The sequence below is a fragment of the Gemmatimonadaceae bacterium genome (genome assembly GCA_020851035.1).
GTDB lineage: Bacteria > Gemmatimonadota > Gemmatimonadetes > Gemmatimonadales > Gemmatimonadaceae > JACMLX01.
In genome coordinates, this window is sequence record JADZDM010000011.1 from 1 (window position 1) to 24,872 (window position 24,872).

The window sequence follows — 24,872 nt, forward strand, 5'->3', positions numbered from 1 at the left end:
ACCGAGTCGGACGATCCGCTCGTGTCCCGGCTGTCCTGCCAAGGGCACCGCCGGGTAGCGATGATCGGTGGCGATAACCGCTGAACGCATCTAAGTGGGAAACGCCCCCCAAGATGAATTGTCCCTGATGCCTTGAGCATCCTGAAGGGCCGGAGGAGACGACTCCGTCGATAGGCCGCCCGTGGACGTGGAGCAATCCATTCCGAGCGCAGCGGTCCTAATCGCCCGTGCGGCTTGACTCCCATTACTGTGACCGTGCAACGCAAAAGAACGGTCACTTACGCAACTCCGGTTGCGTCGCCAATCGCGAAATCTGCGACTGTGGTTCCATAGACCTACGATCAACTGCCTTCATCACTTGACTTTGTACGCTGGCGACTAGAGCGTCGGGGCCACACCCGTTCCCATTCCGAACACGGTCGTTAAGCCCGACAGCGCCGATGGTACTCCGGCCGCGAGGTCGCGGGAGAGTAGGCCGTCGCCGGCACCTTGTGCGAAACCCCCGGTTGCTTCACGCAACCGGGGGTTTAGTGTGTTCATTATCCTCACCATGGCCGCCCGGCACCACGCGCCGCCTGCCACCCAGCCCACACCGCCAGGCCGCGACCCATGGATGCCCTCGACCACTCCACGATCCCCCCCACACCCACCGCCACGCGCGCCGGACACGTCGCACTCGTCGGCAAACCCAACGCCGGCAAGTCCACGCTCCTCAACCGGCTGCTCGGCCTCAAGCTCGCCATCACCAGCCCGAAGCCCCAGTCCACCCGCGTCTCGGCCGTCGGCATCGTTTCCACCGACGACTGCCAGATGATCCTGCTCGACACCCCGGGACTTCTCGACCCGAGCTACACGCTCCAGCGCAGCATGCTCGCCAGCGCCATCGCCTCCCTCAGGGATGCCGATGTCGCCGTCTACGTCCACGACGCCACCAACGGCCCGCCCCCCGCGCTCGAGACGCTCCTCCCACCCGGCACCCCGCTGCCCGCACGCCGCGTCACCTTCGCCAACAAGGGAGACCTGCTCAATGACGGCAACCGCGCCACCCTCGAGGCCATCCCCGGCGTCGTGGTCGGCTCGGCGGAACACGGGGACGGCGTCGATCGCCTCCTCGCGCAGGTCGCCGACATGCTCCCCCTCTCCCCGTTCCTCTACCCCGCGGACGAACTGAGCACGCAACCCGTCCGGTTCTTCGCGGCCGAGGCCATTCGGGAGTCGGCGCTGGCCATCCTGCATGAGGAAGTGCCGTACGGCATCTTCGTGGACATCGAGGAATTCCGCGAGAACCGGAAGCCGCACTACATCCGCGCCGTCCTCTACGTCGAGCGGGACAGCCAGAAGGGGATCGTCCTCGGCGCGAAGGGACGCACGATCCGGGAGATCGGCACCGCGTCCAGGATCCTCATCGAGAAACTTGTCGAGACCGCGGTGTACCTCGACCTGTGGGTGAAGGTCATGCCGGACTGGCGCAAGGACGCCGTGGCCCTTCGGCGCTTCGGATTCACCGTACCTCACGAGGGAGGCGCATGACCCCGACACGTCCGGCAGGTCAGGGCGCCATGGCCAGCGGCGGACTTCCCGACGCCCTGCTCGCCATTCTCCGGTGCCCGAAGTGCAAGGGCCAGGTGCGGGTGGTGACGCGCGATGGGGGGGCCGCGCTGGAGTGCCCGGCGTGCCGGCTGCAGTATGCCATCCGTGACGGCATCCCGATCATGCTCGTGGACGACGCCCGCCAGGTCTGATCTTACGGTCCAGCTTGCCTCAGGGTCGCTGAATCGTCCTCACCCGATGATGCTGTCTCCGTCAGTACCCCCCGTGGCTCCAGAGCCGACCGACGTTCTCGTGACCGGGAACGTGCCGGCCGCGCTGTTGCCCGTGCTCACCGCGTGGGCCGACGCGCGGCACCTGCCGCTGACGGTGCTGCCGGGTGCCGCGGTTCGCGAGACGGCGCGGCGGGCCGATGGCGTACCCGCCATGATCATCGTCGGCGCCGAGGGCGATGACGCCGGGGCCGAGACACTCGTCGGTGAGTTGAAGCGTGACGGCCGGCTGCAGGCAGTGCCGGCCGTGATGGTGATCACTGCGGCCGGTGGCGGTCTGGCCGCCCGGTGGCTGGACGCGGGGGCTGACGAGGTGATCGCGTCGGGAGTGGACGGCAGCGAGATGCGGGCGCGGCTCGACGCGGCCCTCCGGCGCTCGCGCCGGGATGTCCAGGTGAATCCCTCCACGCGCCTGGCCGGGGCGGATGCCCTGGCCTGTGCGATCGCGGAGCGGATTGACCAGCGCGTGCTGTTTGCAGCATGTTACGCCGATCTCGACCATTTCAAGGAGTTCAATGACCGGTACGGCTATGCCATGGGGGATGACGTCATCCGCACCGTGGCGCGGCTGCTGGTCGACGTCGTCGACGAGGTGTCTGGCGCGGCGGGCTTCGTCGGGCACATTGGGGGCGATGACTTCCTGTTCCTGGTTCCCCTGGCGGATGTCGCGCCGGCCTGTGATCGGATCGTGCGGGGCGCGGACGAGATCCTCCCGCTCCGCTACTCTGCACATGACAGGCAAGCCGGCTACTTTTTCGGCAAGGATCGTCGGGGACGGCTGGACCGCGTGCCGCTGATGACCCTGTCGGTTGGTGTGGTCACGAACGAGCGTCGCCACTTTTCCTGCGCGGTGCAGGTCAGTGAGCTCGCGACGGAAATGAAGACGTATGCCAAGACATTGCCCGGTTCGGTCTGGGCAATGGACCGCCGCTCGGACAGCGAGCCGGTCACCCTACCCGAGGAGAAGCTCCCGTGAACGTGACGTGTCAGGACTGTCGGTCTGTCTTCCGCGTGGACCCGGCCAAGGTGCCACCGAACGGCGTCCGGGCGCGGTGCAGCGTCTGCGGAGCGATCATCCGGATCTCTGTCGGCGTCACGACGCCGCTGACGAATCCGTCGCTCACACCACGCGTGACGACGCCGGTGCGCTCGCAGCCGGTTGCGCCGACGCCCGCCGGCTTGCCGGGCATCGGGCGGCCGACGCCGATGGCGCAGCCTCCGGTGCCTGCGCCGGTGAGCATCCCGGTGCCACGCTTCCCGACGCCGCTCGCGACGCCTGCCCTGGTCGTCCCGCCGGCGCCGATGCCCGTGCGCGAGCCGACACCCGAGCCGCTGCCGTCGATTGCGATGGAGACGCCGGCGGGGCTGCCGTCCATCGACACCACGGTCGAGGACGTGTCGCGGGCGTTGCCGCCGCTCGACCAGACCTTCGGCGAACCCACGCCCGAGACGTCGCTGCCGGTGGTGCCGCCGGCTCCGGTGATGGAGCCCGCACCGGTCCCCGTGCGGCCGATGAATCCGACGCCGCTCACGCCGCTGCCGTCGATTCCCGCGCCGCTCGAGTCGCTGCGGCCGCTGGCGCCGGAACCGGCACCGCTGCCGATGATTGCGGCTGAGCCCGTGTACGCCGCGCCGACCCCGGTTCAGGCGCCGCGGCCGCTGGTGCCGCCGCCACCGCCGTCGCCGGGCCAGCTCATCACGTCGGCACCGGCCGCCGCGGCCGCGCCGTCGCCGATGCTCACGCCGTCGGGTGATGCCACGAAGCGCGTCATCAACCCGTTCCTGCGGAGCGACCCGCTCACGCGGGCCAAGCGCCTGGCGCGTGCACTGGTCTCGGACATGGTCGCGTACCAGCCGGCCAAGCGTGCGGATGGCCTGGCCAACGGCACGCTGAAGCAGCTCTTCCGCGACGAGATCCGGAAGAGCTACGACGAGTATGTGGAGCAGGTGGGGCGCGACGTCGCCGAGTCGACCGCGTTCTTCCAGGACGCGCTGAACGAGGTCCTGGCGGAGGGGCAGCGCGTCTTCTGACCACGCCGGGCATGGAGAACCCATGTCCGTGCGGCTAGTTTTCGGTCTCGCGCAGTCGCGCGCCGAGCCGTCCTCCCGACCTCGGGGGGACGGCTCTCGTCTTTCTTCTCGCTCCTTCGGCTTCCTATGGCAGACCTCGCACAGTTGAACACCCAACTCGCCACGGATGCCGAACGTCTCGACGAGCTCCGGAGGTATCTTTGACATCGAGAGCCAGCGGGAACGCCTGACGGCGCTCGAGGCCCAGATGTCGGAGCCGTCGTTCTGGGACAACCAGGAGAAGGCGCAGGTGGTGGTGCAGCAGGTCAAGGTGTACAAGCAGTGGGTCGAGCCCTTCGACGGACTCGTGCGCCGGATCGCCGATGCGCGCGAGATGGCCGAGCTGCTGTCGCTCGAGCCCGACGAGGCGATGGCGAACGACCTCGCGCGGGACGCGGAGGCGGCGCGTGAGCAGATCGCCGCCTATGAGCTGCGGTCGTTGCTGCGCGGCCCCGACGACCATCGCGCGGCACAGCTCGAGATCTCGGCCGGCGCCGGCGGCACCGAGGCACAGGACTGGGCGCAGATGCTCATGCGGATGTACACGCGGTGGGCGGAGCGGAAGGGGTACTCGATCGAGGTGCTCGACCTGAGCGAGGGTGAGGAGGCGGGTATCAAGGGCGCCGTGCTCGAGATCACGGGCGAGTACGCGTTCGGCTTCCTGCGCCCGGAGGCCGGGGTGCACCGGCTGGTGCGCATCTCGCCGTTCGATTCCCAGGCCCGGCGCCACACGAGCTTCGCGTCGGTGTTCGTGTACCCGGTGGTCGATGACGAGATCAACATCGAGATCCGCGAGGAGGACCTGCGCATCGATGTCTATCGCGCATCGGGCGCTGGCGGCCAGCACGTGAACAAGACCTCGTCGGCGGTGCGTATCACTCACCTTCCCAGCGGCGTCGTCACCGCGTCGCAGGCCGAGCGGTCGCAGTTCAAGAACAAGGCGACGGCCATGAAGCAGCTCAAGAACCGGCTGTACCAGATCGAGGCCGACAAGCAGGCGGCGGCGAAGGCCGCGCTGGACGCGGGCAAGATGGACGTCTCGTTCGGCAGCCAGATCCGGAGCTACGTCTTCCAGCCGTACACGATGGTGAACGACCACCGCACCGAGCTGAAGATTCCCGACGTGATGAAGGTGATGGACGGCGCGATCGACCCGTTCATCGAGGCGTACCTGAAGATCGCCGGCGAGCCGGCGAAGACGTGACCTGCGATCCCACCCGCGCCCGACGCCCGTGAACCAGCCCGCGAACAATCCCGCGCACCACGAAGAACTGAGCCAGGTGCTGCTCGACCGTCGCGCGTCGCTCGACCGCCTCGTCGCGAGCGGCGTGCCGCCATTTGCGTACGCGTACGACCGCACGCACCTCACGTCCGACGCCCGCGCGCTGCTGCCCGAGGGCGCGGAGACCGGCCCGGCGGTGCGCATCGCCGGCCGCCTCGTCTCGCTGCGCTCGAAGGGCAAGACGGCCTTCGCGCACGTGAGCGATGCCAGTGGCCGGCTGCAGGCGTACTTCCGCCGCGACGAGATGCCCGCGGCCGAGTGGGCGGTGTTCGAGGAGCTGCACCTGGGTGACATCGTCGGCGTGGCCGGCACCCTGATGCGCACGCGCACGGGCGAGGTCACCGTGCAGTGCACCGCGCTCACGCTGCTGGCGAAGACGCTGCGCCCGCTGCCGTTCGCCAAGGAGCAGGTGGTGGACGGGGAGCTGAAGCGCTACTCGGGCTTCACCGATCCCGAGCAGCGGTACCGGCAGCGCTACGACGACCTCGCGGTGCACCCGGAAGTCCGCGCGAACTTCTATGCGCGCGCCCGCATGACGTCTGCCATCCGCCGCTTCCTCGACGGCCTCGGCTACCTCGAGGTCGAGACGCCGGTGCTCCAGCCGCTCTATGGCGGCGCCGCCGCGCGGCCGTTCACCACGCACCACAACGCGCTCGACATGCCGCTGTTCCTCCGGATCGCGGATGAGCTGTACCTGAAGCGGCTGATCGTGGGCGGCTTCGACCGTGTCTACGAGATCGGGCATGACTTCCGCAACGAGGGCATCGACCGGACGCACAACCCGGAGTTCACGATGCTCGAGTTCTACGAGGCGTATGCCGACTACGGCGTGATGATGGACCGGGTCGAGCAGCTGATCGTGGCGGCGGCGGATGCCGTGCGTGCCACGCCCGGCATCGACGCGGCCACGGTGCCGGCGTTCAGCACGCCCTTCCGTCGCATCGAGTGGGTGCCGTCGCTCAGCGCAGGCCTGGGCCGCGACGTCCTCGCGATGACCGACGCCGAGCTGGTGCAGGCGGCGAAGGCGGACGGCGTCGAGGCGCCGGAGTCGCTGAGCCGCCCGAAGCTGATGGACGAGCTGTTCCAGGTGCACGTGGAGCGGACGATCACGACCCCGACGTTCGTGCTCGACTACCCCGTCGAACTCTCGCCGCTGGCGAAGCCGAAGCGCGGCAACCCGGCGCTCACCGAGCGGTTCGAGCTGTTCGCCGACGGGCGGGAGATGGCCAACGCGTTCTCGGAGCTGAACGACCCGATCGACCAGCGGCAGCGCTTCGAGGCGCAGGCACGCCTGAAGGCGGCCGGTGACGACGAGGCCACCGGCGTGGACGAGGACTACCTGCGCGCCATGGAATACGGCATGCCGCCGACGGGTGGCGTCGGGATCGGCATCGACCGGCTGCTCATGTACCTGACCGGCACGCCGCACATCCGCGACGTGATCCTGTTTCCCGCCATGCGCCCTGAATGATCCGTCTCGAGATCGGCATCGCCTGGCGGTACCTCCGCAGCCGTCGCGGATCGCAGTTGCTGAGCCTCATCAGCATCATCGCGATGGGCGGCGTGGTGGTGGGCGTCAGCGCGCTGATCCTGGTGCTGGGCGTGATGAACGGCCTGCAGAAGGACCTCCGGGAGAAGATCCTCATCGGCAGCCCGGACCTGCGGGTGCTGACGGTCGGTGACGACCTCACCATGACGGACTGGGAGCCGGTGCTGGCGAAGGTCCGGGCCCAGCCGGGGGTGGTGTCGGCGCAGCCGTTCGTGATCAAGGATGCCCTCATCACGAAGGGCAACGACTACGCGGAGCCGATCAAGGTCGTCGGCATGCCGTCGCAGCGGAACGGTGCGCCCGACGTGACGCAGATCCGGCAGTACGTGAAGAGCGGCGACTTCAGCTTCGTGGCGAAGGACGACACACTGCCCGGCATCGTGATCGGGCAGAAGCTGGCGGAGCGCCTCAACGCGTGGCCGGGCCAGGTGATGGTGCTGCTCACGATCCCGGGCCAGCTGAAGCTCTCGACCGCGATGGGTGGCTTCGTCGCGCCGATGGTGCGCAAGTACGTGATCACCGGCATTTTCGAGACCGGCATGTACGAGTACGACAGCGGCTATGCGTACATGGCGCTCGCCTCCGCCCAGGACCTCGCGGGCCTCGGCCTGCGCGTGACCGGAATCGACGTGCGCACCCCCGATCGCTGGCAGGCGCCGATCGTGGCACAGCAACTTGCCGAGACGCTGGGCTTCCCGTATCGCACCATGGACTGGCAGGAGCAGAACCGCTCGCTCTTCCAGGCCCTGCAGCTCGAGAAGCTCGCGATGGGCGTGATCCTGCTGCTGATCGTGCTGGTGGCGGCCTTCAACATCGTGAGCACGCTCACGATGGTGGTGACCGACAAGACGCGCGAGATCGGGATCCTGAAGGCGATGGGCATGCGGGCGGCCTCGATCCGGCGGATCTTCCTGTGGCAGGGCGCCGCGATCGGGCTGGTGGGCACCAGCCTCGGCGTGGCGCTCGGCCTGCTGGGTGCGTGGGCGCTGTCGCGCTTCAAGCTGATCGAACTGGATCCGTCGGTGTACTTCATCGACAAGCTGCCGATCCAGATCGAGCTCACCGACGTTGCGCTGATCACCGCGGCGAGCCTGTTGATCGCCATGCTCGCCACGCTCTGGCCGGCGCGGCAGGCGTCGCGGCTGTTCCCGGTCGAGGCGATCCGGCATGAATAGCCGTGCCGTGGACGCACCGGTGCTCGAGGCGACGAGCGTGGTGAAGGAGTACGTCGGGGGCGACGGCTCCACACTGCGCATCCTCGACGGCGCGTCGCTGACGATCCACCGCGGCGAGATGGTGGCCATCATCGGGGAGAGCGGGGCGGGGAAGAGCACGCTCCTGCACATCCTGGGTGCGCTGGACCAGCCGTCGTCGGGGAGCGTCCGCATTGCGGGCCGCGAGGTCCTCGGGCAGCCGGAGGAGGTGCTGGCGGACATCCGGAACCGGTCGGTCGGCTTCGTGTTCCAGTTCCACCACCTGTTGCGCGAGTTCAGCGCCATCGAGAACGTGATGATGCCGCTGCTGATCGCGGGGCGCCGGCCGGCGGAGGTGCGCGAGCGCGCGCTGGGCCTGCTGGACTCGGTGGGACTGCAGGCGCGGGCGCACCACCTTCCCTCGGCGCTGTCCGGCGGCGAGCAGCAACGGGTGGCGGTGGCACGCGCGCTGGCGCCCGAGCCGGCGCTGCTGCTGGCCGACGAACCCTCGGGGAACCTCGATCGCGGGAACGCCGAGCGCATGCACGCGCTTTTCTCCACACTGGCCGCAACGCATGGTGTCGGTGTGGTGGTGGTGACGCACAACCGGGCACTGGCCGCGCGCGCCAATCGCGTGCTGCGCATGGATGGCGGCCGGATCGTGGAGTCATCCGCGATGGCTGAGGAGGTGGGCTGATGGTCTGCGATGCATGTGGCGAGCGGGATGCCGTGGTGCACCTGACGCAGGTGGTGGACGAGACCATGACGCAGGTGCACCTCTGCGAGCAGTGTGCGGCCGAGAAGGGGGTGGAGACGACGGTCACGTCGGCGAAGACGCCGCTGACGGCCCTCCTGCAGAGCGTGCAGCAGCAGATGGCCGGCAACCCGTCGGACCAGGCGCGCTGCGCCTTCTGCCAGGCGACCTACAAGGATTTCCGGGCGTCGGGGCGGCTGGGCTGTGCGCGGTGCTACGGCACGTTCGAGCCGCAGCTTCGGGACCTGCTGCAGCGCGTGCATGGCGCGACGCGTCACACCGGCCTGGCCTACGGGCCGCCGGCCCCGGACCAGCTCCAGCGGGCCTCCACGGTGCTCGAGCTCCGCGAGCAGCTGCGCCGTGCGATCGAGCTCGAGCAGTTCGAGCAGGCGGCGAAGCTGCGGGACCGGCTGAAGGAGGTGGCGGAGTGATCGACTTCACGCTGCTCCCGGATGGCGGGACGCGCTGGCTGGACGGCTCCGGCGAGCATCCGGAGATCGTGTTGTCGACCCGGGTCCGGCTGGCCCGGAACGTGGAGGGATTCGCGTTCACGACCCGCGCCCGCGATGGGGAGCGGCTCCGGGTGCTCGGCCAGCTCCGCGATGCGATGCCGAAGGTGCCATCGCTCCGGGGCGGGGTGATCCTCCGGGTGGATGAGCTGGCGACCCCGGACCGTCAGCTGTTGCACGAGCGGCACCTGGTGAGCCGCGAGCTTGCCGGGCTGGACGGGACGCTCGCCGTTCGGACAGGTGCGGCGCTGCTGCTGGCCGATGACGTTTCGGTGATGGTCAACGAGGAGGATCACCTGCGGCTGCAGGCGATGCGCTCCGGGTTCGACCCCGCGGGGGCGTTCGGCGCGGCGACGGCGCTGGATGACGAGCTCGGCCGTCACGTGCCGTATGCGTGGCACGGCGAGTTCGGGTTCCTGACGGCCTGTCCCACGAACACGGGCACGGGGCTCCGGGCGTCGGTGCTGATCCACCTGCCGGGGCTGGTGCTGACCAAGGAGATCTCGAAGGTCCTGGCCGGCCTCCAGCAGATGGGCCTGACCTATCGGGGTTTGTACGGCGAGGGGTCGGAGGTGGTCGGGAACTACTTCCAGGTGAGCAACCAGACGACACTGGGGAAGAGCGAGGGGGAGTTGCTGGACCAGCTCTCGCGCGTCGTCCGCCATGTGGTGGAGCGGGAGGAGGAGGCCCGCCATGTGCTGCTCCGGGATGCCGGGTATATCATTGAGGACAAGCTCTGGCGGGCGTACGGGACGTTGCGGTATGCACGAAGCCTCACCTTCGACGAGGCGATGAACTACCTCAGTGGGGTCCGGCTCGCGCTGAGCCTGAAACTCCTGGGGTCACCGAGTGTCTATACGCTCAACAAGCTCCTGATTCATTGCCAGGCGGCGCACGTGGCGCAGTACGACGGCCGTGCCACGTTGTCGGATGGTGATGCCAGCGTGGCGCGTGCACGGTTTGTCCGGGATGCACTCGCTGCCGACGTGGGATCGCACGGATGATCGGCCACCGACTGCCGAACCAGAGGTCAGCATGAACGGGTACAACTTCACCGAGCGCGTACGGAAGGTGCTTGCCATGGCCCGCGAGGAAGCGGCGCGCCTGCACCACGAGTACGTCGGCACCGAGCACATTCTTCTCGGCTTGATCCGCGAGGGCGAGGGGGTGGCAGCCGCCGTGCTGCAGAGCCTCAACGTCGACCTCGACGAGATCCAGCAGAAGATCGAGGACACGGTGAAGAAGGGGAAGGCGGCGCAAGCCACCGGCCCGGACCTGCCGTACACCTCGCGCGCCAAGAAAGTCCTGGAGCTGGCGATGAGCGAGGCCCGCGAGCTCAATCACAGCTACGTCGGCACCGAGCACCTGCTGCTTGGCCTGCTCCGTGAGGAGAAGGGCATTGCGGCGCAGGTGCTGACGGAGAGCGGCGTGAACCTCGACGCCGCGCGCGCCGAGACGCTGCGCCTGCTGGGCACCGAGATGCCGCAGGGTGGCACCCCGACGGCGCAGGCCGGTGGCGGCACGGCGCCGGGCGGCGCCCCGAGTGGCGGGAGCGCGAAGGCCGAGAAGAAGTCGAAGACCCCGGCCCTCGACCACTTCTGCCGTGACCTGACGGCGCTGGCCGCCGAGGGGGCCCTCGACCCGACCATCGGGCGCGCGAAGGAGATCGAGCGCGTGATGGAGGTCCTGTCCCGACGCAAGAAGAACAACCCGGTCCTCATCGGCGAACCCGGCGTCGGCAAGACGGCGATCGTCGAGGGCCTCGCGCAGCTGATCTCGGGCGGGAACTGCCCGGACAACCTGCGGGACAACCGCGTCCTCTCGCTGGACATGGCGGCGGTGATCGCCGGCACCAAGTACCGCGGCCAGTTCGAGGAGCGCCTGAAGGCGGTCATGAACGAGATCGCGCAGAACAAGAACGTGATCCTGTTCATCGACGAGCTGCACACGCTCGTCGGCGCGGGCGCGGCCGAGGGGGCGATCGATGCCAGCAACATGCTCAAGCCCGCGCTGGCGCGTGGTGAGCTGCAGTGCGTCGGCGCGTCCACGCTCAACGAGTACCGGAAGTACATCGAGAAGGACGGGGCGCTCGAGCGCCGCTTCCAGACCGTGATCGTGGATCCGCCGTCGGTGGACGAGACGGTGGACATCCTGAAGGGGCTGCGCAAGAAGTACGAGGACCACCATCGGGTGACGATCCCCGACACGACGCTGCTGGCGGCGGCGAAGCTGTCCGAGCGCTACATCACCGACCGGTTCCTGCCCGACAAGGCGATCGACGTGATCGACGAGGCGGGGGCGCGGGCACGGCTGGCGGCCCAGGTGCCGCCGGCAGACGTGGCCGACCTCCGCGGGCAGCTGGACCAGGTGAACGTGGACAAGGAAGGGGCGGTGCGCGACCAGAACTTCGAGAAGGCCGCCTCGCTGCGCGACCGCGAGCGTGAGCTGCAGGCGGAGATCCGGCAGCGCCAGGAGGAGTGGGAGCAGCGCCGGCAGTCGTTCCGGCCGGTGCTCGGTGAGGAGGAGATCTCCTTCATCGTGAGCCGCTGGACGGGCATTCCCGTCACCCGCCTGCAGGAGGCCGAGACGGCCCGCCTGCTGCGGATGGAAGAGGAGATGCACGCGCAGGTGGTCGGGCAGGAGGAGGCGATCAAGTCGCTGGCCCGCTCGATCCGCCGGAGCCGCGCCGGCCTGAAGGACCCGAACCGGCCGATCGGCAGCTTCATCTTCTGCGGCCCGACCGGCGTCGGCAAGACCGAGGTGGCGCGCCAGCTGGCGAAGTTCCTGTTCGCCGACGCCTCGGCGCTGATCCGCGTGGACATGAGCGAGTACATGGAGAAGTTCTCCGTCTCGCGGCTGATCGGTGCGCCCCCGGGCTACGTCGGCTACGAGGACAGTGGCACGCTCACGAAGGCCATCCGCCGCAAGCCGTACAGCGTGATCCTGCTCGACGAGATCGAGAAGGCGCACCCGGACGTGTTCAACATCCTGCTGCAGGTGCTGGATGAAGGGCACCTGACCGACAACTACGGCCGCGTGATCGACTTCAAGAACACCGTCGTGATCATGACCAGCAACGTCGGCGCGAAGGAGATCACGAAGGGCAAGGCGCTCGGCTTCGGCACCATGGACAGCCGCGGCAGCTTCGAGCGGATCTCGGAGAAGGTGAAGGAGGAGCTGCAGCACACCTTCAACCCCGAGTTCCTGAACCGCCTCGACGACGTGATCGTGTTCCACCAGCTGAGCAAGGAGCACATCGCGAAGATCGTGGGCGTGATGCTCCGCGAGGTGCAGAAGCGGCTGTCGGACGAGGAGCTGACACTGAAGCTCACCGACGCCGGGAGCGAGTTCCTGGCGAAGCACGGCTTCGACGAGATGTACGGCGCCCGTCCGCTGAAGCGGGCGATCCAGCGCTACATCGAGGACCCGCTCTCGGAGAAGATCCTCCTGGGCGAGTTCTCGAAGGGCGACGAGATCGACGTCGACGTGGCCGAAGACGGCACCCGGCTGCAGTTCCGGGTGAGTGCCAGCGCCACGCCGGCCGCCTGAGTCCGGGGGGGGCGGGACAACTGAAATGGGCGTTTCGTGAAACAGCCGGTCGGGTCGCGGGTAGACCCGACCGGCTGACCCGTTACATTTTCCCTGCTTATGCCCGTTTTCCGTCACTCCGCGGCCGCCATCGTGGCAGCCGTCCTCTGCCTCCCCTTCTCCCGCGCCACGGCGCAGCAGGAGGCCGGCCCGGGCGCGTGCGCCCTTCCCGACTCGGTGGCGGTGGAGGGCAACCTCCGCATCACCAATGACCAGGTGCTCTCGGATGCCGAGCTGGGGTCGGGCGTCGCGCTCAACTTCAAGAGCATCCAGAAGGCGATCCGGCAGCTCTATGCGACGGGCAACTTCAGTGACGTGCGCGTCGGCTGCCGGGTGCACGACGGGCCGCCGATCCTGGCCACCATCGTCCTCGGGGTGACCGAGCGGCCGCTGCTCGGCGACGTGGACGTCACCGGCGGTGACCGGATCCCGACCCGCACGCTCAAGGACAAGGTCGACCTGCTGATCGGCCGCCCGGTGGACGCGGCGCTGGTGGCGAAGACCAAGCAGCGCCTCGACTCGATCTACGAGGCGGCGGGCTACTACCTGGCGCGCGTGACGGTCGACACCGTGATGATGGGCGACCAGCGTGCCAAGGTGACCTTCCGCGTCTCCGAGGGGCGCCGCCTCGCGGTCAGCGGCGTGCGCGTGCAGGGGTTGCGGAACCTCGCGCCGGCCGACGTCGTCGCGACGATGAAGACGAAGCCCGAGGGCTTCCTCTGGTTCCGGAAGGGCGAGTTCGACGAGGACAACTTCGCCGGCGACCTCACCGAGCGGATCCCGGAGCTGCTCGGCAAGCAGGGCTTCATCGATGGCGTGGTGGAGCGGGACACGCTGATCGTGGACCGCGAGCGAGGCAAGGGGATGATCGAGCTGCAGGTGCGCGAGGGGCCGCGCTATGCACTCGGATCGTTCGAGGCGCTCGGCAACCGGCGGTTCTCCACCGAGGAGATCCAGCGGCTCTATCCGTTCCAGGAGCAGTCGGTGTCACTGACGGAGCGGGCGAGGGCGCTGCTGCGCCGGCGCGGCCCGTCGCTGCCGCCGAACACCTTCGACCAGGGGCGCTGGGACGAGGGGACGCGCAAGGTGCAGACGGCGTACAGCAACGAGGGCTACATCTACGCCCGCGTGCGCCCGATCGTCGACCGCGATTCCACCAACGGCCGGCACGTCGCGAACCTGCGCTGGGAGATCGAGGAGGGGCAGCCGGCGATCGTGAACCGGGTGGAGATCCTTGGCAACGACCACACGGTCGAGAGCTGCATCCGGAACGCGCTGCTGATCGTGACGGGCGACGTGTTCAACCAGGATCGGCTGATCCGCTCCTACCAGAACCTCGGCAACCTCGGCTTCTTCGAGACGCCGGTGCCGAACCCGGACACGCGCCCGGACTCGACGGGGGACGTGGACATCATCTTCCGGGTGAAGGAGAAGCAGACCGGCAACGTGAACTTCGGTGCCTCGGCGGGCCAGGGGCTGGGCGTGGGTGGCTTCATCGGCCTCCAGCAGCCCAACCTCTTCGGCCGCTGCAAGTCCGGCTCGCTCAACTGGAACTTCGGCCGCTACCAGAACAACTTCCAGGCGTCGTACACGGACCCGCAGATCCGCCTGTCGCAGGTGTCGGGGACGGTGAACGCGTACCGCACGCAGAACCGCTACCAGGGCATCGGTGGCTTCTCGAACTTCAACGGCGGCTTCGGCCAGCCGATCCAGACCGGCTTCAGCCTCCAGCTCGGCTTCCCGGTGCCGCAGTCGCCCTACACGCGCCTCTTCGTCTCCTACGGCCTCGAGAGCGTGCGCTTCGGGAGCTCCGGGTTCCTCGGTGAGCAGGCGCTGCTCTACAGCGGGTCGAACGTGCGCAGCTACGTCGGGGCCACGGTGGGCTATGACACGCGGGTGGACCTGCCGTTCGCCTCGGCCGGCGCGCAGCGCACCTTCACGGCGCAGTTCAACGGGCTCGGTGGCACGTCGCGGTTCCAGCGGTACTCGATCGACCTGAAGAACTACGCCACGCTGGCGCAGTTCGGGGGCAGCAAGCCCGGTTCGCAGCCGATGAAGGTGGTGGCCGGCCTGTCGGTGCGCTCGGGCGCGGTGCTCGGCAGCGCGGGCGCATTCCGGTTCACGCAGCAGTTCAACATGGGCGGCGTGCAGTACGGCGAGCCGCTGCGCGGCTATCCCGAGTTCTCGATCACGCCCGACGGCTTCCTGCCGGATGCGACCAGCAACGCGGCCGCGTACAACAACCCGGGTGCCGCGTTCTTCTCGAGCACGGCGGAGATCGGGCTCCGGCTCAACTCGATGTTCTACGTGAACGGCTTCTTCGATGCCGGCAACGTGTACCGCCGCGTGCAGCAGTTCGATCCGACGCGCCTCTTCCGCGGCGCCGGCTTCGGCCTCTCCACCGTCACCCCGCTGGGCCCGCTTGGCCTCGACTGGGCATACGGCATGGATCGCGTGGATTCGTTCGGCCGTCCGGCACCCGCCTGGCAGCTGCATTTCCGCCTCGGCGGTCAATCGTTCTGATCATTCTTCCTGTGGAGTCAGCAATGCGTGTCGTGAGTCGGATGGTGGCTGGTGGTGTGCTGCTGGCGTCGGTGGCCGGCGTGGCGGTGGCGCAGGGTGCCGCGCCCGCCGTGACGCCCCCGGCCGCCGCGGTGAAGGTGGCATACCTGAACTCCAACCAGGTGCTCGAGGGCGCTCCCGGGCGCGCCGAGGCGCTGGCGCAGTTCGAGAAGGAGACGCTCCCGATGCGCACGCAGATGCAGCGCATGCAGGACTCGCTGCAGGGCATCATCGGCGAGTACCAGAAGGCGGCGCCGCAGCTCACGCCGGCCCAGCGGGCGCAGCGTGAGTCGGTGCTCGGCGCGAAGCAGCAGGAATTCCAGCAGCGCGCCCAGGAGATGCAGCAGGCTGCCCAGGCCCGCCAGGAGGAGCTGATGGCGCCGATCATGGAGCAGGTGAACAAGGTGATCCAGGACGTGCGCGCCGAGGACGGCTATGCCTTCATCTTCGACGCGGGTGCCCAGGTGCCGTTCATCGTGTCGGCGGACAAGAACCTCGACATCACGTCCCGCGTCATCGACCGGCTGAAGTCGCTGGGCGCGCCGAAGCTGCCGGCACCGATCACGCTCGGTGCCCCGCCGGCCACGGCCCCGACGACGGCCCGGCCCGCGGCCGGCCCGGTCGCGACGCCCGCCGGTGTGACGCGCCCGCGTCCGTAAGCCGGTGACCGTGGCGGAGGGAAGCGCGGGAAAGCCAGCTGCGCAGACCGCCGCCGCCATCGCGGCGGCCGTCGGCGGGTCGCTCGAGGGGAATGCCGGGCACGAAGTGACGCGCGTGGCAGGGCTCGACGTCGCCGACGGCGCGTCATTGTCGTTCCTCGCGGCGGCGCGCTATGCCGGTGAGGCGGCGGCCTCGCGGGCCGGTGTCGTGCTCGTGACGCCGGCGCTGGCCGGCCACGTGGCGCATGCACCGGCGCGCATCCTCGTCGCGGCCCCGCAGTTGGCGATGCTCGCCGCACTGCCGCTGCTGCACCCCGCAGCGCCGCCGGAGCCGGGCGTGCATGCCAGCGCCGTCGTCGGGGCCCGGGTGCGGCTCGGCGACGGCGTCTCGATCGGTCCGCGCGCCGTGATCGGTGACGACGCCGTGATCGGGGCGCGCTCCCGCATCGGTGCCGGCGTGGTGCTTGGCGCCGGTGTGATCCTCGGCGAGGACTGCATCCTGCATGCGAACGTGACCGCCTACACCGGCGCCGTGCTCGGTGATCGGGTGCAGGTGCAGTCGGGCGCCGTGCTGGCTGGCGACGGCTTCGGCTATGTCTTCCATGCCGGCGCGCACCAGAAGATCCCGCACGTGGGGCGGTGCGTGCTGGAGTCGGACGTGGAGATCGGGGCGAACAGCACCATCGACCGCGGGAGCGTCGGTGACACCGTGATCGGTGCGGGCACCAAGATCGACAACCTCGTGATGGTCGGCCACAACGTGCGGATGGGCCAGCGTTGCCTGGTGATGTCGCAGGCCGGCATCTCCGGCTCCACACGCATCGGGGACGGCGTGATCATCGCCGGCCAGGCCGGCCTCGCCGGGCACCTCAGCGTCGGCAGCGGTGCGCGGCTGGCGGCGCAGGCCGGCGTGATCGGCGACGTGCCGGCGGGGGAGACCTGGAGCGGCTACCCCGCGCGCCCGCACCGGGAGGCGCTGCGCGCACAGGCCGCGTTGTTCAAGCTGCCGGCCCTGCTGCGGACCCTGGCGGCCGGCCGGAAGGACGGCGAGACGTCGTGAGCGCCGTCCGCCGGCAGACCATCCGCACCCCCGTCACCGTGCACGGCGTCGGTGTGCACCTCGGCCAGCCGGTCGCGCTGCGATTCGAGCCGGCGGCGCCGCGCGCAGGCGTCTCGTTCGTGCGCGGCGACCGGCCAGGCTCGGCGCCGGTCGCCGCCCACGCCTCGGTGGCGCAGTTCGCCGACCGTCGCACGCAGCTTGGCCTGGGTGACGCCGCCTTCCACACCGTGGAGCACGTGCTGGCCGCCGTCGCCGCACTGCAGGTGGACGACCTGCGCATCGTGATGGACGCGCCGGAGCCGCCGATCGGCGACGGGAGTGCGCGGCCGTTCGTGGAGGCGCTGCTGCAGGCGGGGCTCGTGGAGCATGGCGGTGCGGCCCGCTACCTCACGGTGACCGAGCCGATCCGGGTGGTCGACGGCGAGTCCACATACGAGGCGGCGCCCGCCCCCGGCCTCGACCTCGAGGTCACGATCGCCTTTCCGCATCCGCTGATCGGCGAGCAGGCCACCCGCCTGACGGTCACGCCGGCCAGCTTCACCCGGGAGCTGGCCGGCGCCCGGACGTTCGGTTTCGTGCACGAGGTGGAAGCGTTGCGCGCCGCCGGCTTGATTCAGGGGGCGAGCACGGCGAATGCGGTGGTGCTCGATGCGAATGGCCTGGTGGAGACGACGCTCCGCTGGCCCGACGAGTTCGTGCGCCACAAGGCGCTTGATTGTGTTGGAGACCTGGCGCTGGCCGGCGCACGGGTCCGCGGCCACATCCGCGCCCATCGACCGAGCCACAAGGGCACGTTGCTGTTCGTCCGCGAGCTGCTCCGGACCGCACACGAGGAGACCACGGTGCTGAACATCGAAGAGATCATGCAGGTGCTGCCGCACCGCTACCCGTTCCTGCTCGTGGACCGGATCCTGGAGCTGGAGGAGGGCAAGCGCGTGGTCGGCATGAAGAACGTCACGATCAACGAGCCGTTCTTCCAGGGGCACTTTCCCGGGCACCCGATCATGCCCGGCGTCCTGATCGTCGAGGCGATGGCGCAGGTGGGCGGCATGCTGATGCTCGGCGGGGTGGCGGAACCGGCCTCGAAGGTCGTGTACTTCGCGAGCCTGGACAACGTGAAGTTCCGCAAGCCGGTGCGCCCGGGTGACCAGCTCCGCTTCGAGCTCGACGTGATCCAGATCCGCGGGACGCTCTGCAAGATGCACGGTGTCGCGAAGGTGGATGGCGAGGTCGTGTGCGAGGCCGACATGGCGGCCGTGGTGCGGCCCCGATGACCGGGACGCAGGCGGTCGGCACCATCCATCCCACGGCCATCATCGCGCCGTCGGCGGTGCTCGGTGAACGGGTGGAGATCGGCCCCTATGCCTACGTCGGCGACGAGTGCGTGGTCGGCGACGGGTGCGTGATCGCGATGCGCGCGACGCTCGAGCGCAACGTGCACCTCGCCGCCGGCGTGAAGGTCGGCATCGGCTCGGTGCTCGGCGGCGACCCGCAGGACCTGAAGTACAAGGGCGAGCACACGACGGTGGAGATCGGCGAGAACACCGTGATCCGCGAGTACTCCACGATCAACCGCGGCACCAGCCATTCGCAGAAGACGTCGGTGGGCAGCGGCACCTTCCTCATGTCGTACGTCCACCTCGCGCACGACTGCCAGATCGGCAACGGGGTGATCATCGGCAACGGCACGCAGCTCGCCGGCCACGTGAACATCGACGACCGCGCGATCGTGTCGGGGCTGGTCGCGGTGCACCAGTTCGCGCGCATCGGCCGCCACTCGTTCGTGGGCGGCTGCTCGCGGGTGGCGAAGGACGTGCCGCCCTACCTGAAGGCGGTCGGCAACCCGGTGAAGCTCTACGGCCTGAACTCGGTCGGCCTCCAGCGGAGCGGCTTCGACGACGCGATCGTGCGCGAGCTCAAGCGCGCCTACCGCCTGGTCTTCCGCTCGGAGCTCAACGTCTCGCAGGCCATCGGCCGCGCGCGCGCCGAGCTGCAGGGCTTCCCGGAGGTGCTCGCGTTCCTCACGTTCATCGAGGAGAGTGAGCGGGGGATCGGCTTCTGACGCTCCGCATCGGGGTCGCCGGCGCCGGGGGACTCGGCCAGCACCATGTGCGGATCCTGCGCGACCTGCCGGGCATCACGTTCGCGGGGTTCCATGACGCCGACCCGGCTCGCGCGGTGACGATCGCCGGTGAGCTGGGCGTGCCGTCGCACCCGTCGTTGGCATCGCTGATCGAGGCGAGTGATGCGGTGAGCTGCGTGGTGCCCACCAGGGCACACCACGCGGTCGGGATGGCGATCCTCGCGGCCGGCAGGCACCTGTTCGTGGAGAAGCCGATCGCCGCCACCCTCGACGAGGCGGATGCGCTGGTGGCTGCCGCCGCCCAGGCCGGCGTGCTGGTGCAGGTGGGCCACGTGGAGCGATTCAACCGCGCGGTGCGCGCCGCGTGGCCGTACCTCGCCGACCCGCTCTTCGTGCAGAGTGACCGGCTCGCACCGTACACCCCGCGCGGCGCGGACGTGGCGGTGGTGCTGGACCTGATGATCCACGACATCGACCTCGTGACGACGATCGTCGGGAGCCCGGTGGTGGACGTGAGTGCGGTGGGCGTGCCGGTGCTGACCGACACGCTCGACATCGCCAACGCCCGCCTGGAGTTCGCGAGCGGCGCGGTGGCGACGATCACCGCCAGCCGCGTCTCGCGCGACCGGACGCGCAAGCTGCGCATCTTTCAGCGCAGCGGCTACGTGTCGCTGGACCTGGGCACCGGCGCCGGGATGTTCTTCCGCATGCGCGCGGACATCGACCCGCGCGACCTGGCGGCGCAGGCCACGTCGCTCGAGCAGTTCGTGGAGCCGGTGCCGCTGCTGGCGCCCGAGGGTGAGCCGCTGAAGCTGGAGCTCGAGAGCTTCGTGGCGGCGATCCGCGGTGAGCAGGCCGTGGTGGTGAGCGGCGCAGCCGGGCGCGAGGCGCTGTCGACGGCACTCCGCATCGTGACCGACATCGATCGACATGCGACGCGGCTCCGCGGTGGTGCGTTGAGGCCGGCGTGACCCCGCCGGAGGTCATGATCGTCGCCGGCGAGCCCTCGGGCGACATGCATGCGGCGGCGATGGTGCAGGCGCTGCGGGTCCGGCGGCCCGACCTGCACCTGGTGGGCGTGGGGGGTGGCCGCCTCGATGCCGAGGGCGTCGAGCTGCTGGAGCGGGCGGAGAAGATCGCAGTCGTCGGCTTCGTCGAGGTGCTCCGGCACCTGCCGATCCTCCGGCGCCTGATGGCCGCCCTCACGGCCCGCCTCGACACGGGACGCGTGAAGCTGGTGGTGCTCATCGACTACCCGGGTTTCAACATGCGCGTGGCCCGTGAGGCGCGGCGGCGCGGGATCCCGGTGTTGTACTACATCACGCCGCAGGTGTGGGCGTGGCACAAGAGCCGGGTGAAGGACCTGCGCCAGACGGTGACGAAGGCGGCGGTCATCCTGCCCTTCGAGGAAGCGCTGCTCCGCGACGCGGGGATCGACGCGACGTTCGTCGGCTCGCCACTGATCGATGCCACGCAGCAGCTGCCGACGCGTGCCGCGGCATGCGCGAGCCTCGGCCTCGACGCGGCGCGACCGGTGCTGGCGCTCTTCCCGGGCAGTCGCGCCGGCGAGATCGGGCGACACCTCGCGGATTTCGTGGCGACCGCGCAGGCGATCGTGGCGCAGCGTCCCGGGGTGCAGGTGATCGTGAGCGCGCCACCGAGCATCACACTCGACCCCGCGGCGTGCCCGTTCCCGGTGGTGCGCGACCAGTCGCACACCGTCTTCCGCGCCGCGACGGCGGCGATGTGCAAGAGCGGCACGACGACGCTCGAGGCCGCGCTCTGCGGCTGCCCGCTGGTGGTGGCCTATCGCACCAGCCCGGTCACGTACGCGATCGCGAAGCGGCTGGTGACGCTGCCGGACATCGCGCTCGTGAACATCGTCGCCGGGCGGCGCGTGGCTCCGGAGTTCATCCAGGGTGAGCTGACTGCCACCCGGGTCGCGCCGGCGCTGCTGCCGCTGCTGGATGACGCCGCACCGGAGCGGGCCGCGATGCTCGCGAGTCTTGCCGAGGTGCGCACCCGCATGGGCGCGCCCGGGGCGGCTGTGCGGGTGGCGGCGATGGTCGACGAGCTGGTCGCGTGACGGCGCCGGTGCCGGTGCCGGTGGAGCAGGGCGACGCCCGGTCGCTCGCCGATGCGCGGCGCGCACGCTGGCTCTCGCTCGTCGGCACGTGGGTGATCCGGCTGCTGGGCGTGACGTGGCGCGTGCGCATGATCGACGCCGGCCCGGTGGATCGCCTGCGGCATGACGGGCAGCCGGTCGCACTGCTGCTCTGGCACGGCCAGCTGCTGCCGCTGCTGTACGTGATGCGATTCCAGTCGATCGCCTGCCTGATCAGCACGCACAGGGATGGGGAGCTGATCGCGCAGGTGGCGAAGCGCCTCGGGTGCAAGCTGGTGCGCGGAAGTTCCTCGCGCGGTGCCGACCGTGCGCTGCTGGGCCTCGTGCGCGCGATGAAGGACGGGTTCACGGTGGCCGTGACGCCGGACGGTCCGCGCGGCCCGTACCGCACGTTCGCTGCGGGCTCGCTGGTGGCGGCGCACCGCGCCGGCGCGCCGGTGGTGGCGTTCGGCGTGCACGCCTCGCGTGCCTGGCACCTCAGGAGCTGGGACCGGTTCATGATCCCGAAGCCGTTCGCGCGGCTCACGATCGTGTTCGATGCGCCGGTGCGCGTGCCGGGCGAGTCGGCACGTGATGCGGCCGACGCGGTGCCGATGTTCATCGACCGCATGGCGGCGGTGGCTGCACGTGCCGCTGACTGATCTCGCCGAGCGCCTCTGGTATGGCGACGGCGTCGGCGCGCGCGTCGTGCGCGGCCTGCTCGCGCCGCTGGGTGCGATGTACGGTGGCGTGGTCGCCGCGCGCAACACCCGCTTCGATGATGCACCGGCCGCCCTTGGGCCGATTCCCGCCGTCTCGATCGGCAACCTCACGGTCGGTGGCACCGGCAAGACGCCGGTGAGCGCGTACTTCGCGCGCCGACTGCGCGAGGCAGGTGCGACACCGGCGATCGTGATGCGTGGCTACGGCACCGACGAGGTGCTGGTGCACGGTGCGCTGAACCCCGGCATCCGGGTGGTGGCGAATCCCGACCGCGTGCGTGGCGTCGAGGATGCCGCGGCCTCGGGCGCCGACGTCGCGATCCTGGATGATGCGTTCCAGCACCGGCGGGCGGCGCGCGTGGCCGACGTGGTGTTGTTGAGCGCCGATCGCTGGACGGGGGAGGTCCGCCTGCTGCCGGCGGGGCCATTCCGGGAGCCGCTCGCGTCACTGGGGCGGGCGAGGCTGGTGCTGGTGACCGTGAAGGCTGCCAGCCCCGACCGCATCGCGGCTGCGGTCGCTGCGGCGAGCCGGGTGACGAACTGGACCGTAGTGACAGTCGATCTGGCCCCGGCGTCCTTTGTGCACGCGATCAGCGGGCAGCCTGCAGAGTCCGGAGCGTTCCGGGGCCGGCGGGTGCTCGCGGTGAGCGGCATCGGGGATCCGGGCGCGTTCCACGCGCAGCTGGGCCGGATGGGGGTCGTGGTCGAGCCGCTGGTGTATGCGGATCACCACGAGTTCACGGACACCGACGTCAACCACATCGCGGAGCGTTCGGCGGGTGTCGATGCGGTGGTGTGCACGTTGAAGGATGCGGTGAAGCTCGGCCGTCACTGGCCGGACTCGGCAGTGCCCCTGTGGTATCTTTCACAATTGGTCATTCCGCGCGACGGTGCCGGAGAGCTGGATGCCATCATCCAGACGGTGCTCGCAGCGCGGCGGAACTGGCCACCCTGACCTGACCTTCTCACGCTGGCGAGCTACTCCATGGCGACCGACCTCCGGCTGCCGACGACGAATATCGTCCTTCCCGACAAGGACCGCTTCCTCGACGAGAGCAATCCGTTCGAGGCCATGATGTCGCGCTTCGACCGCGCGGCCGAGCTCCTCGACCTCGACCCCGGGATCTACAAGATCCTGCGCAACCCGGAAAAGCAGCTGATCGTCTCGATCCCCGTGCACATGGACAACGGGGACGTCGAGGTGTTCACCGGCTACCGCGTGCTCTACAACACGTCACGCGGGCCGGCCAAGGGCGGCATCCGCTTCGACATGCAGGTGAACCTCGAGGAAGTGAAGGCGCTGGCTGCGTGGATGACGTGGAAGTGCGCGGTGGTGAACCTGCCGTTCGGCGGCGCGAAGGGCGGCGTGATCTGCGACCCGTCGAACCTGAGCGTGGGTGAGCTCGAGCGCCTGACGCGCCGGTACACCTCGAACATCATCTCGCTGCTCGGCCCCGATTCCGACGTGCCGGCGCCGGACGTGAACACCAACGAGCGGGTGATGGCGTGGGTGATGGACACCTACTCCATGCACATGCGTCACACCGCGTCGGCCGTCGTCACCGGCAAGCCGCTCGAGCTGGGCGGGTCGGCCGGTCGCAAGGAGGCGACGGGGCGCGGATGCATGCTCGTCACGCGCGAGGCGCTGAAGGAGCTGGGGATGCCCGTGCGTGGCACCACGGTGGCGGTGCAGGGCTTCGGCAACGTCGGCTCGACCGCGGCCATGCTGCTCGAGCGCGAAGGGTGCCGCGTGACGGCGATCAGTGACCGCACCGGCGGCTTCCACAACCCGCAGGGCATCGACGTGATGGCCGCGATCGAGTACGTGCGCCGCAATCGCGACCTCGAGGGCTTCATGGGCGGTGACCCGATCAGCAACGAGGAGCTGCTCACGCTGGACGTGGACGTGCTGGTGCCGGCCGCGATGGAGAACGTGATCACGTCGAAGAACGCCGCGAAGCTGCAGGCGAGGATCATCTGCGAGGGCGCCAACGGCCCGACCACTGCGGGGGCCGATGCGATCCTGGAGGAGAAGGGGATCTTCGTGATTCCCGACATCCTCGCCAATGCCGGCGGCGTGACGGTGTCGTACTTCGAGTGGGTGCAGAACCGCGGCGGCTACTACTGGACCGAGGAGACCGTGAACTCCCGGCTGGAGGAGATCATGACCCGCAGCTTCACCGACGTGCGCGCGCTGGCGCGGCAGCACAAGGTGAACATGCGGACGGCAGCGTACATGCTGTCGATCACGCGCGTGAGCACGGTGCACAAGCTGCGCGGCATCTACGCCTGAGGCATGGAGCTCGTCCTGGCGGTGGTCGGTCGCGCGCACGATGCGACGCTCGGGGCCGCCATCGCGGAGTACGAGAAGCGGGCGGCGCGGTACTGGCCGCTCGTGGTGCGCGAGGTGAAGGAGGCGGCGGGGCGGAGTGGCGCCCCCGCCGTCACGCGCCGCCAGGAAGGGGAGCGCCTGCTGGCGGCCTGTGCCCCACGGGGTGAGGTCGTGGCCTGCGACGAGCACGGCGCCGTGATGACCAGCACCGACTTCGCCGCCTGGCTGGGCAAGCTCAGGGACACCGCCACCAGCGTCACCTTCGTGGTCGGCGGCGCGTACGGGCTGGATGACGCCGTGCGCCGCCGCGCGACCCGGCAGCTGGCGGTCGCCCCGTGGACCCTGCCGCACGAGATGGCGCGCCTCGTCCTCACCGAGCAGCTCTACCGGGCCGGCACCATCCTCCGCGGCGAACCGTACCACAAGTGACGCGCCGTGCGCTCGCGCCCGCCGGCGCTATCTTCGCAGGGCAGCGGTGGCGGCGCGAGGGCGCGCGACACCGGATCCCGGTCGTTGCACGGAGGTTCGACGTGGTGTTGCTCGGCGGCGCGGTGCGCCACAACTGTCCGGTGCCAGCCGGTGGAA

22 protein-coding genes and 2 rRNA genes are annotated in these 24,872 nt (G+C 69.6%); all 24 read left to right on the forward strand.

The annotated features are described in order from the left end of the window. A 23S ribosomal RNA gene (locus IT355_08710) occupies positions 1-242 on the forward strand; the annotation flags it as partial. Between the two features lie 128 nt (positions 243-370). Beyond that, positions 371-487 (forward strand): 5S ribosomal RNA (gene rrf, locus IT355_08715). Positions 488-609: 122 nt separating this feature from the next. Further along, the gene (era, locus tag IT355_08720) at positions 610-1,530 is read left to right on the forward strand and encodes a GTPase Era (GenBank protein ID MCC7053338.1); all 921 of its coding nucleotides are present in this window, start codon (positions 610-612) and stop codon (positions 1,528-1,530) included. Next, positions 1,527-1,742, forward strand: coding sequence for a Trm112 family protein (locus IT355_08725; protein ID MCC7053339.1), 216 nt, complete (start codon positions 1,527-1,529; stop codon positions 1,740-1,742). Before era ends, IT355_08725 begins: the two co-directional genes overlap by 4 nt. A 100-nt stretch (positions 1,743-1,842) precedes the next feature. Beyond that, positions 1,843-2,796, forward strand: a complete 954-nt coding sequence (locus tag IT355_08730) for a diguanylate cyclase (GenBank protein MCC7053340.1) — start codon at positions 1,843-1,845, stop codon at positions 2,794-2,796. Between the two features lie 35 nt (positions 2,797-2,831). Then, positions 2,832-3,851, forward strand: a complete 1,020-nt coding sequence (locus IT355_08735) for a hypothetical protein (protein MCC7053341.1) — start codon at positions 2,832-2,834, stop codon at positions 3,849-3,851. Positions 3,852-4,017: 166 nt separating this feature from the next. Further along, the gene (prfB, locus tag IT355_08740) at positions 4,018-5,094 is read left to right on the forward strand and encodes a peptide chain release factor 2 (protein MCC7053342.1); all 1,077 of its coding nucleotides are present in this window, start codon (positions 4,018-4,020) and stop codon (positions 5,092-5,094) included. 1 nt (position 5,095) lies between these two features. Continuing rightward, a complete protein-coding gene (lysS, locus tag IT355_08745) occupies positions 5,096-6,643 on the forward strand; it encodes a lysine--tRNA ligase (GenBank protein ID MCC7053343.1) in 1,548 nt (515 codons plus the stop codon). Beyond that, a complete protein-coding gene (locus tag IT355_08750; GenBank protein ID MCC7053344.1) occupies positions 6,640-7,896 on the forward strand; it encodes an ABC transporter permease in 1,257 nt (418 codons plus the stop codon). Before lysS ends, IT355_08750 begins: the two co-directional genes overlap by 4 nt. Then, entirely contained in the window at positions 7,889-8,611 is a 723-nt protein-coding gene (locus IT355_08755) for an ABC transporter ATP-binding protein (protein ID MCC7053345.1), read from the forward strand. The genes IT355_08750 and IT355_08755 overlap by 8 nt, the downstream gene beginning before the upstream one ends. Further along, entirely contained in the window at positions 8,611-9,099 is a 489-nt protein-coding gene (locus IT355_08760; GenBank protein MCC7053346.1) for a UvrB/UvrC motif-containing protein, read from the forward strand. Before IT355_08755 ends, IT355_08760 begins: the two co-directional genes overlap by 1 nt. Then, positions 9,096-10,181, forward strand: coding sequence for a protein arginine kinase (locus tag IT355_08765; protein ID MCC7053347.1), 1,086 nt, complete (start codon positions 9,096-9,098; stop codon positions 10,179-10,181). Before IT355_08760 ends, IT355_08765 begins: the two co-directional genes overlap by 4 nt. Positions 10,182-10,212: 31 nt before the next feature. Then, complete coding sequence (locus tag IT355_08770) at positions 10,213-12,726, forward strand: ATP-dependent Clp protease ATP-binding subunit (protein ID MCC7053348.1); 2,514 nt, start codon at positions 10,213-10,215, stop codon at positions 12,724-12,726. Between the two features lie 99 nt (positions 12,727-12,825). Next, positions 12,826-15,288 (forward strand): outer membrane protein assembly factor BamA, encoded by a 2,463-nt coding sequence (gene bamA, locus IT355_08775; GenBank protein MCC7053349.1) that lies wholly within the window; start codon positions 12,826-12,828, stop codon positions 15,286-15,288. Positions 15,289-15,311: 23 nt separating this feature from the next. Beyond that, positions 15,312-15,986: an OmpH family outer membrane protein gene (locus tag IT355_08780; GenBank protein MCC7053350.1), complete on the forward strand. Its 675-nt coding sequence runs from the start codon at positions 15,312-15,314 to the stop codon at positions 15,984-15,986. 10 nt (positions 15,987-15,996) lie between these two features. Then, positions 15,997-17,046 carry a UDP-3-O-(3-hydroxymyristoyl)glucosamine N-acyltransferase gene (gene lpxD, locus IT355_08785; GenBank protein ID MCC7053351.1) on the forward strand — a complete coding sequence of 350 codons (1,050 nt, stop codon included), beginning with the start codon at positions 15,997-15,999 and terminating at the stop codon, positions 17,044-17,046. Further along, positions 17,043-18,320, forward strand: coding sequence for a UDP-3-O-[3-hydroxymyristoyl] N-acetylglucosamine deacetylase (lpxC, locus tag IT355_08790; GenBank protein ID MCC7053352.1), 1,278 nt, complete (start codon positions 17,043-17,045; stop codon positions 18,318-18,320). The genes lpxD and lpxC overlap by 4 nt, the downstream gene beginning before the upstream one ends. Beyond that, entirely contained in the window at positions 18,317-19,108 is a 792-nt protein-coding gene (lpxA, locus tag IT355_08795) for an acyl-ACP--UDP-N-acetylglucosamine O-acyltransferase (GenBank protein MCC7053353.1), read from the forward strand. The genes lpxC and lpxA overlap by 4 nt, the downstream gene beginning before the upstream one ends. After that, entirely contained in the window at positions 19,105-20,100 is a 996-nt protein-coding gene (locus IT355_08800) for a Gfo/Idh/MocA family oxidoreductase (protein ID MCC7053354.1), read from the forward strand. The genes lpxA and IT355_08800 overlap by 4 nt, the downstream gene beginning before the upstream one ends. After that, a complete protein-coding gene (gene lpxB / locus IT355_08805; protein ID MCC7053355.1) occupies positions 20,097-21,215 on the forward strand; it encodes a lipid-A-disaccharide synthase in 1,119 nt (372 codons plus the stop codon). The genes IT355_08800 and lpxB overlap by 4 nt, the downstream gene beginning before the upstream one ends. Then, the gene (locus IT355_08810) at positions 21,212-21,895 is read left to right on the forward strand and encodes a lysophospholipid acyltransferase family protein (GenBank protein ID MCC7053356.1); all 684 of its coding nucleotides are present in this window, start codon (positions 21,212-21,214) and stop codon (positions 21,893-21,895) included. Before lpxB ends, IT355_08810 begins: the two co-directional genes overlap by 4 nt. Next, the gene (lpxK, locus tag IT355_08815; protein MCC7053357.1) at positions 21,882-22,910 is read left to right on the forward strand and encodes a tetraacyldisaccharide 4'-kinase; all 1,029 of its coding nucleotides are present in this window, start codon (positions 21,882-21,884) and stop codon (positions 22,908-22,910) included. The genes IT355_08810 and lpxK overlap by 14 nt, the downstream gene beginning before the upstream one ends. A gap of 315 nt (positions 22,911-23,225) precedes the next feature. After that, positions 23,226-24,248 carry a Glu/Leu/Phe/Val dehydrogenase gene (locus tag IT355_08820; protein MCC7053358.1) on the forward strand — a complete coding sequence of 341 codons (1,023 nt, stop codon included), beginning with the start codon at positions 23,226-23,228 and terminating at the stop codon, positions 24,246-24,248. Between the two features lie 3 nt (positions 24,249-24,251). After that, positions 24,252-24,716 (forward strand): 23S rRNA (pseudouridine(1915)-N(3))-methyltransferase RlmH, encoded by a 465-nt coding sequence (locus IT355_08825; protein ID MCC7053359.1) that lies wholly within the window; start codon positions 24,252-24,254, stop codon positions 24,714-24,716. Positions 24,717-24,872 lie beyond the last annotated feature (156 nt).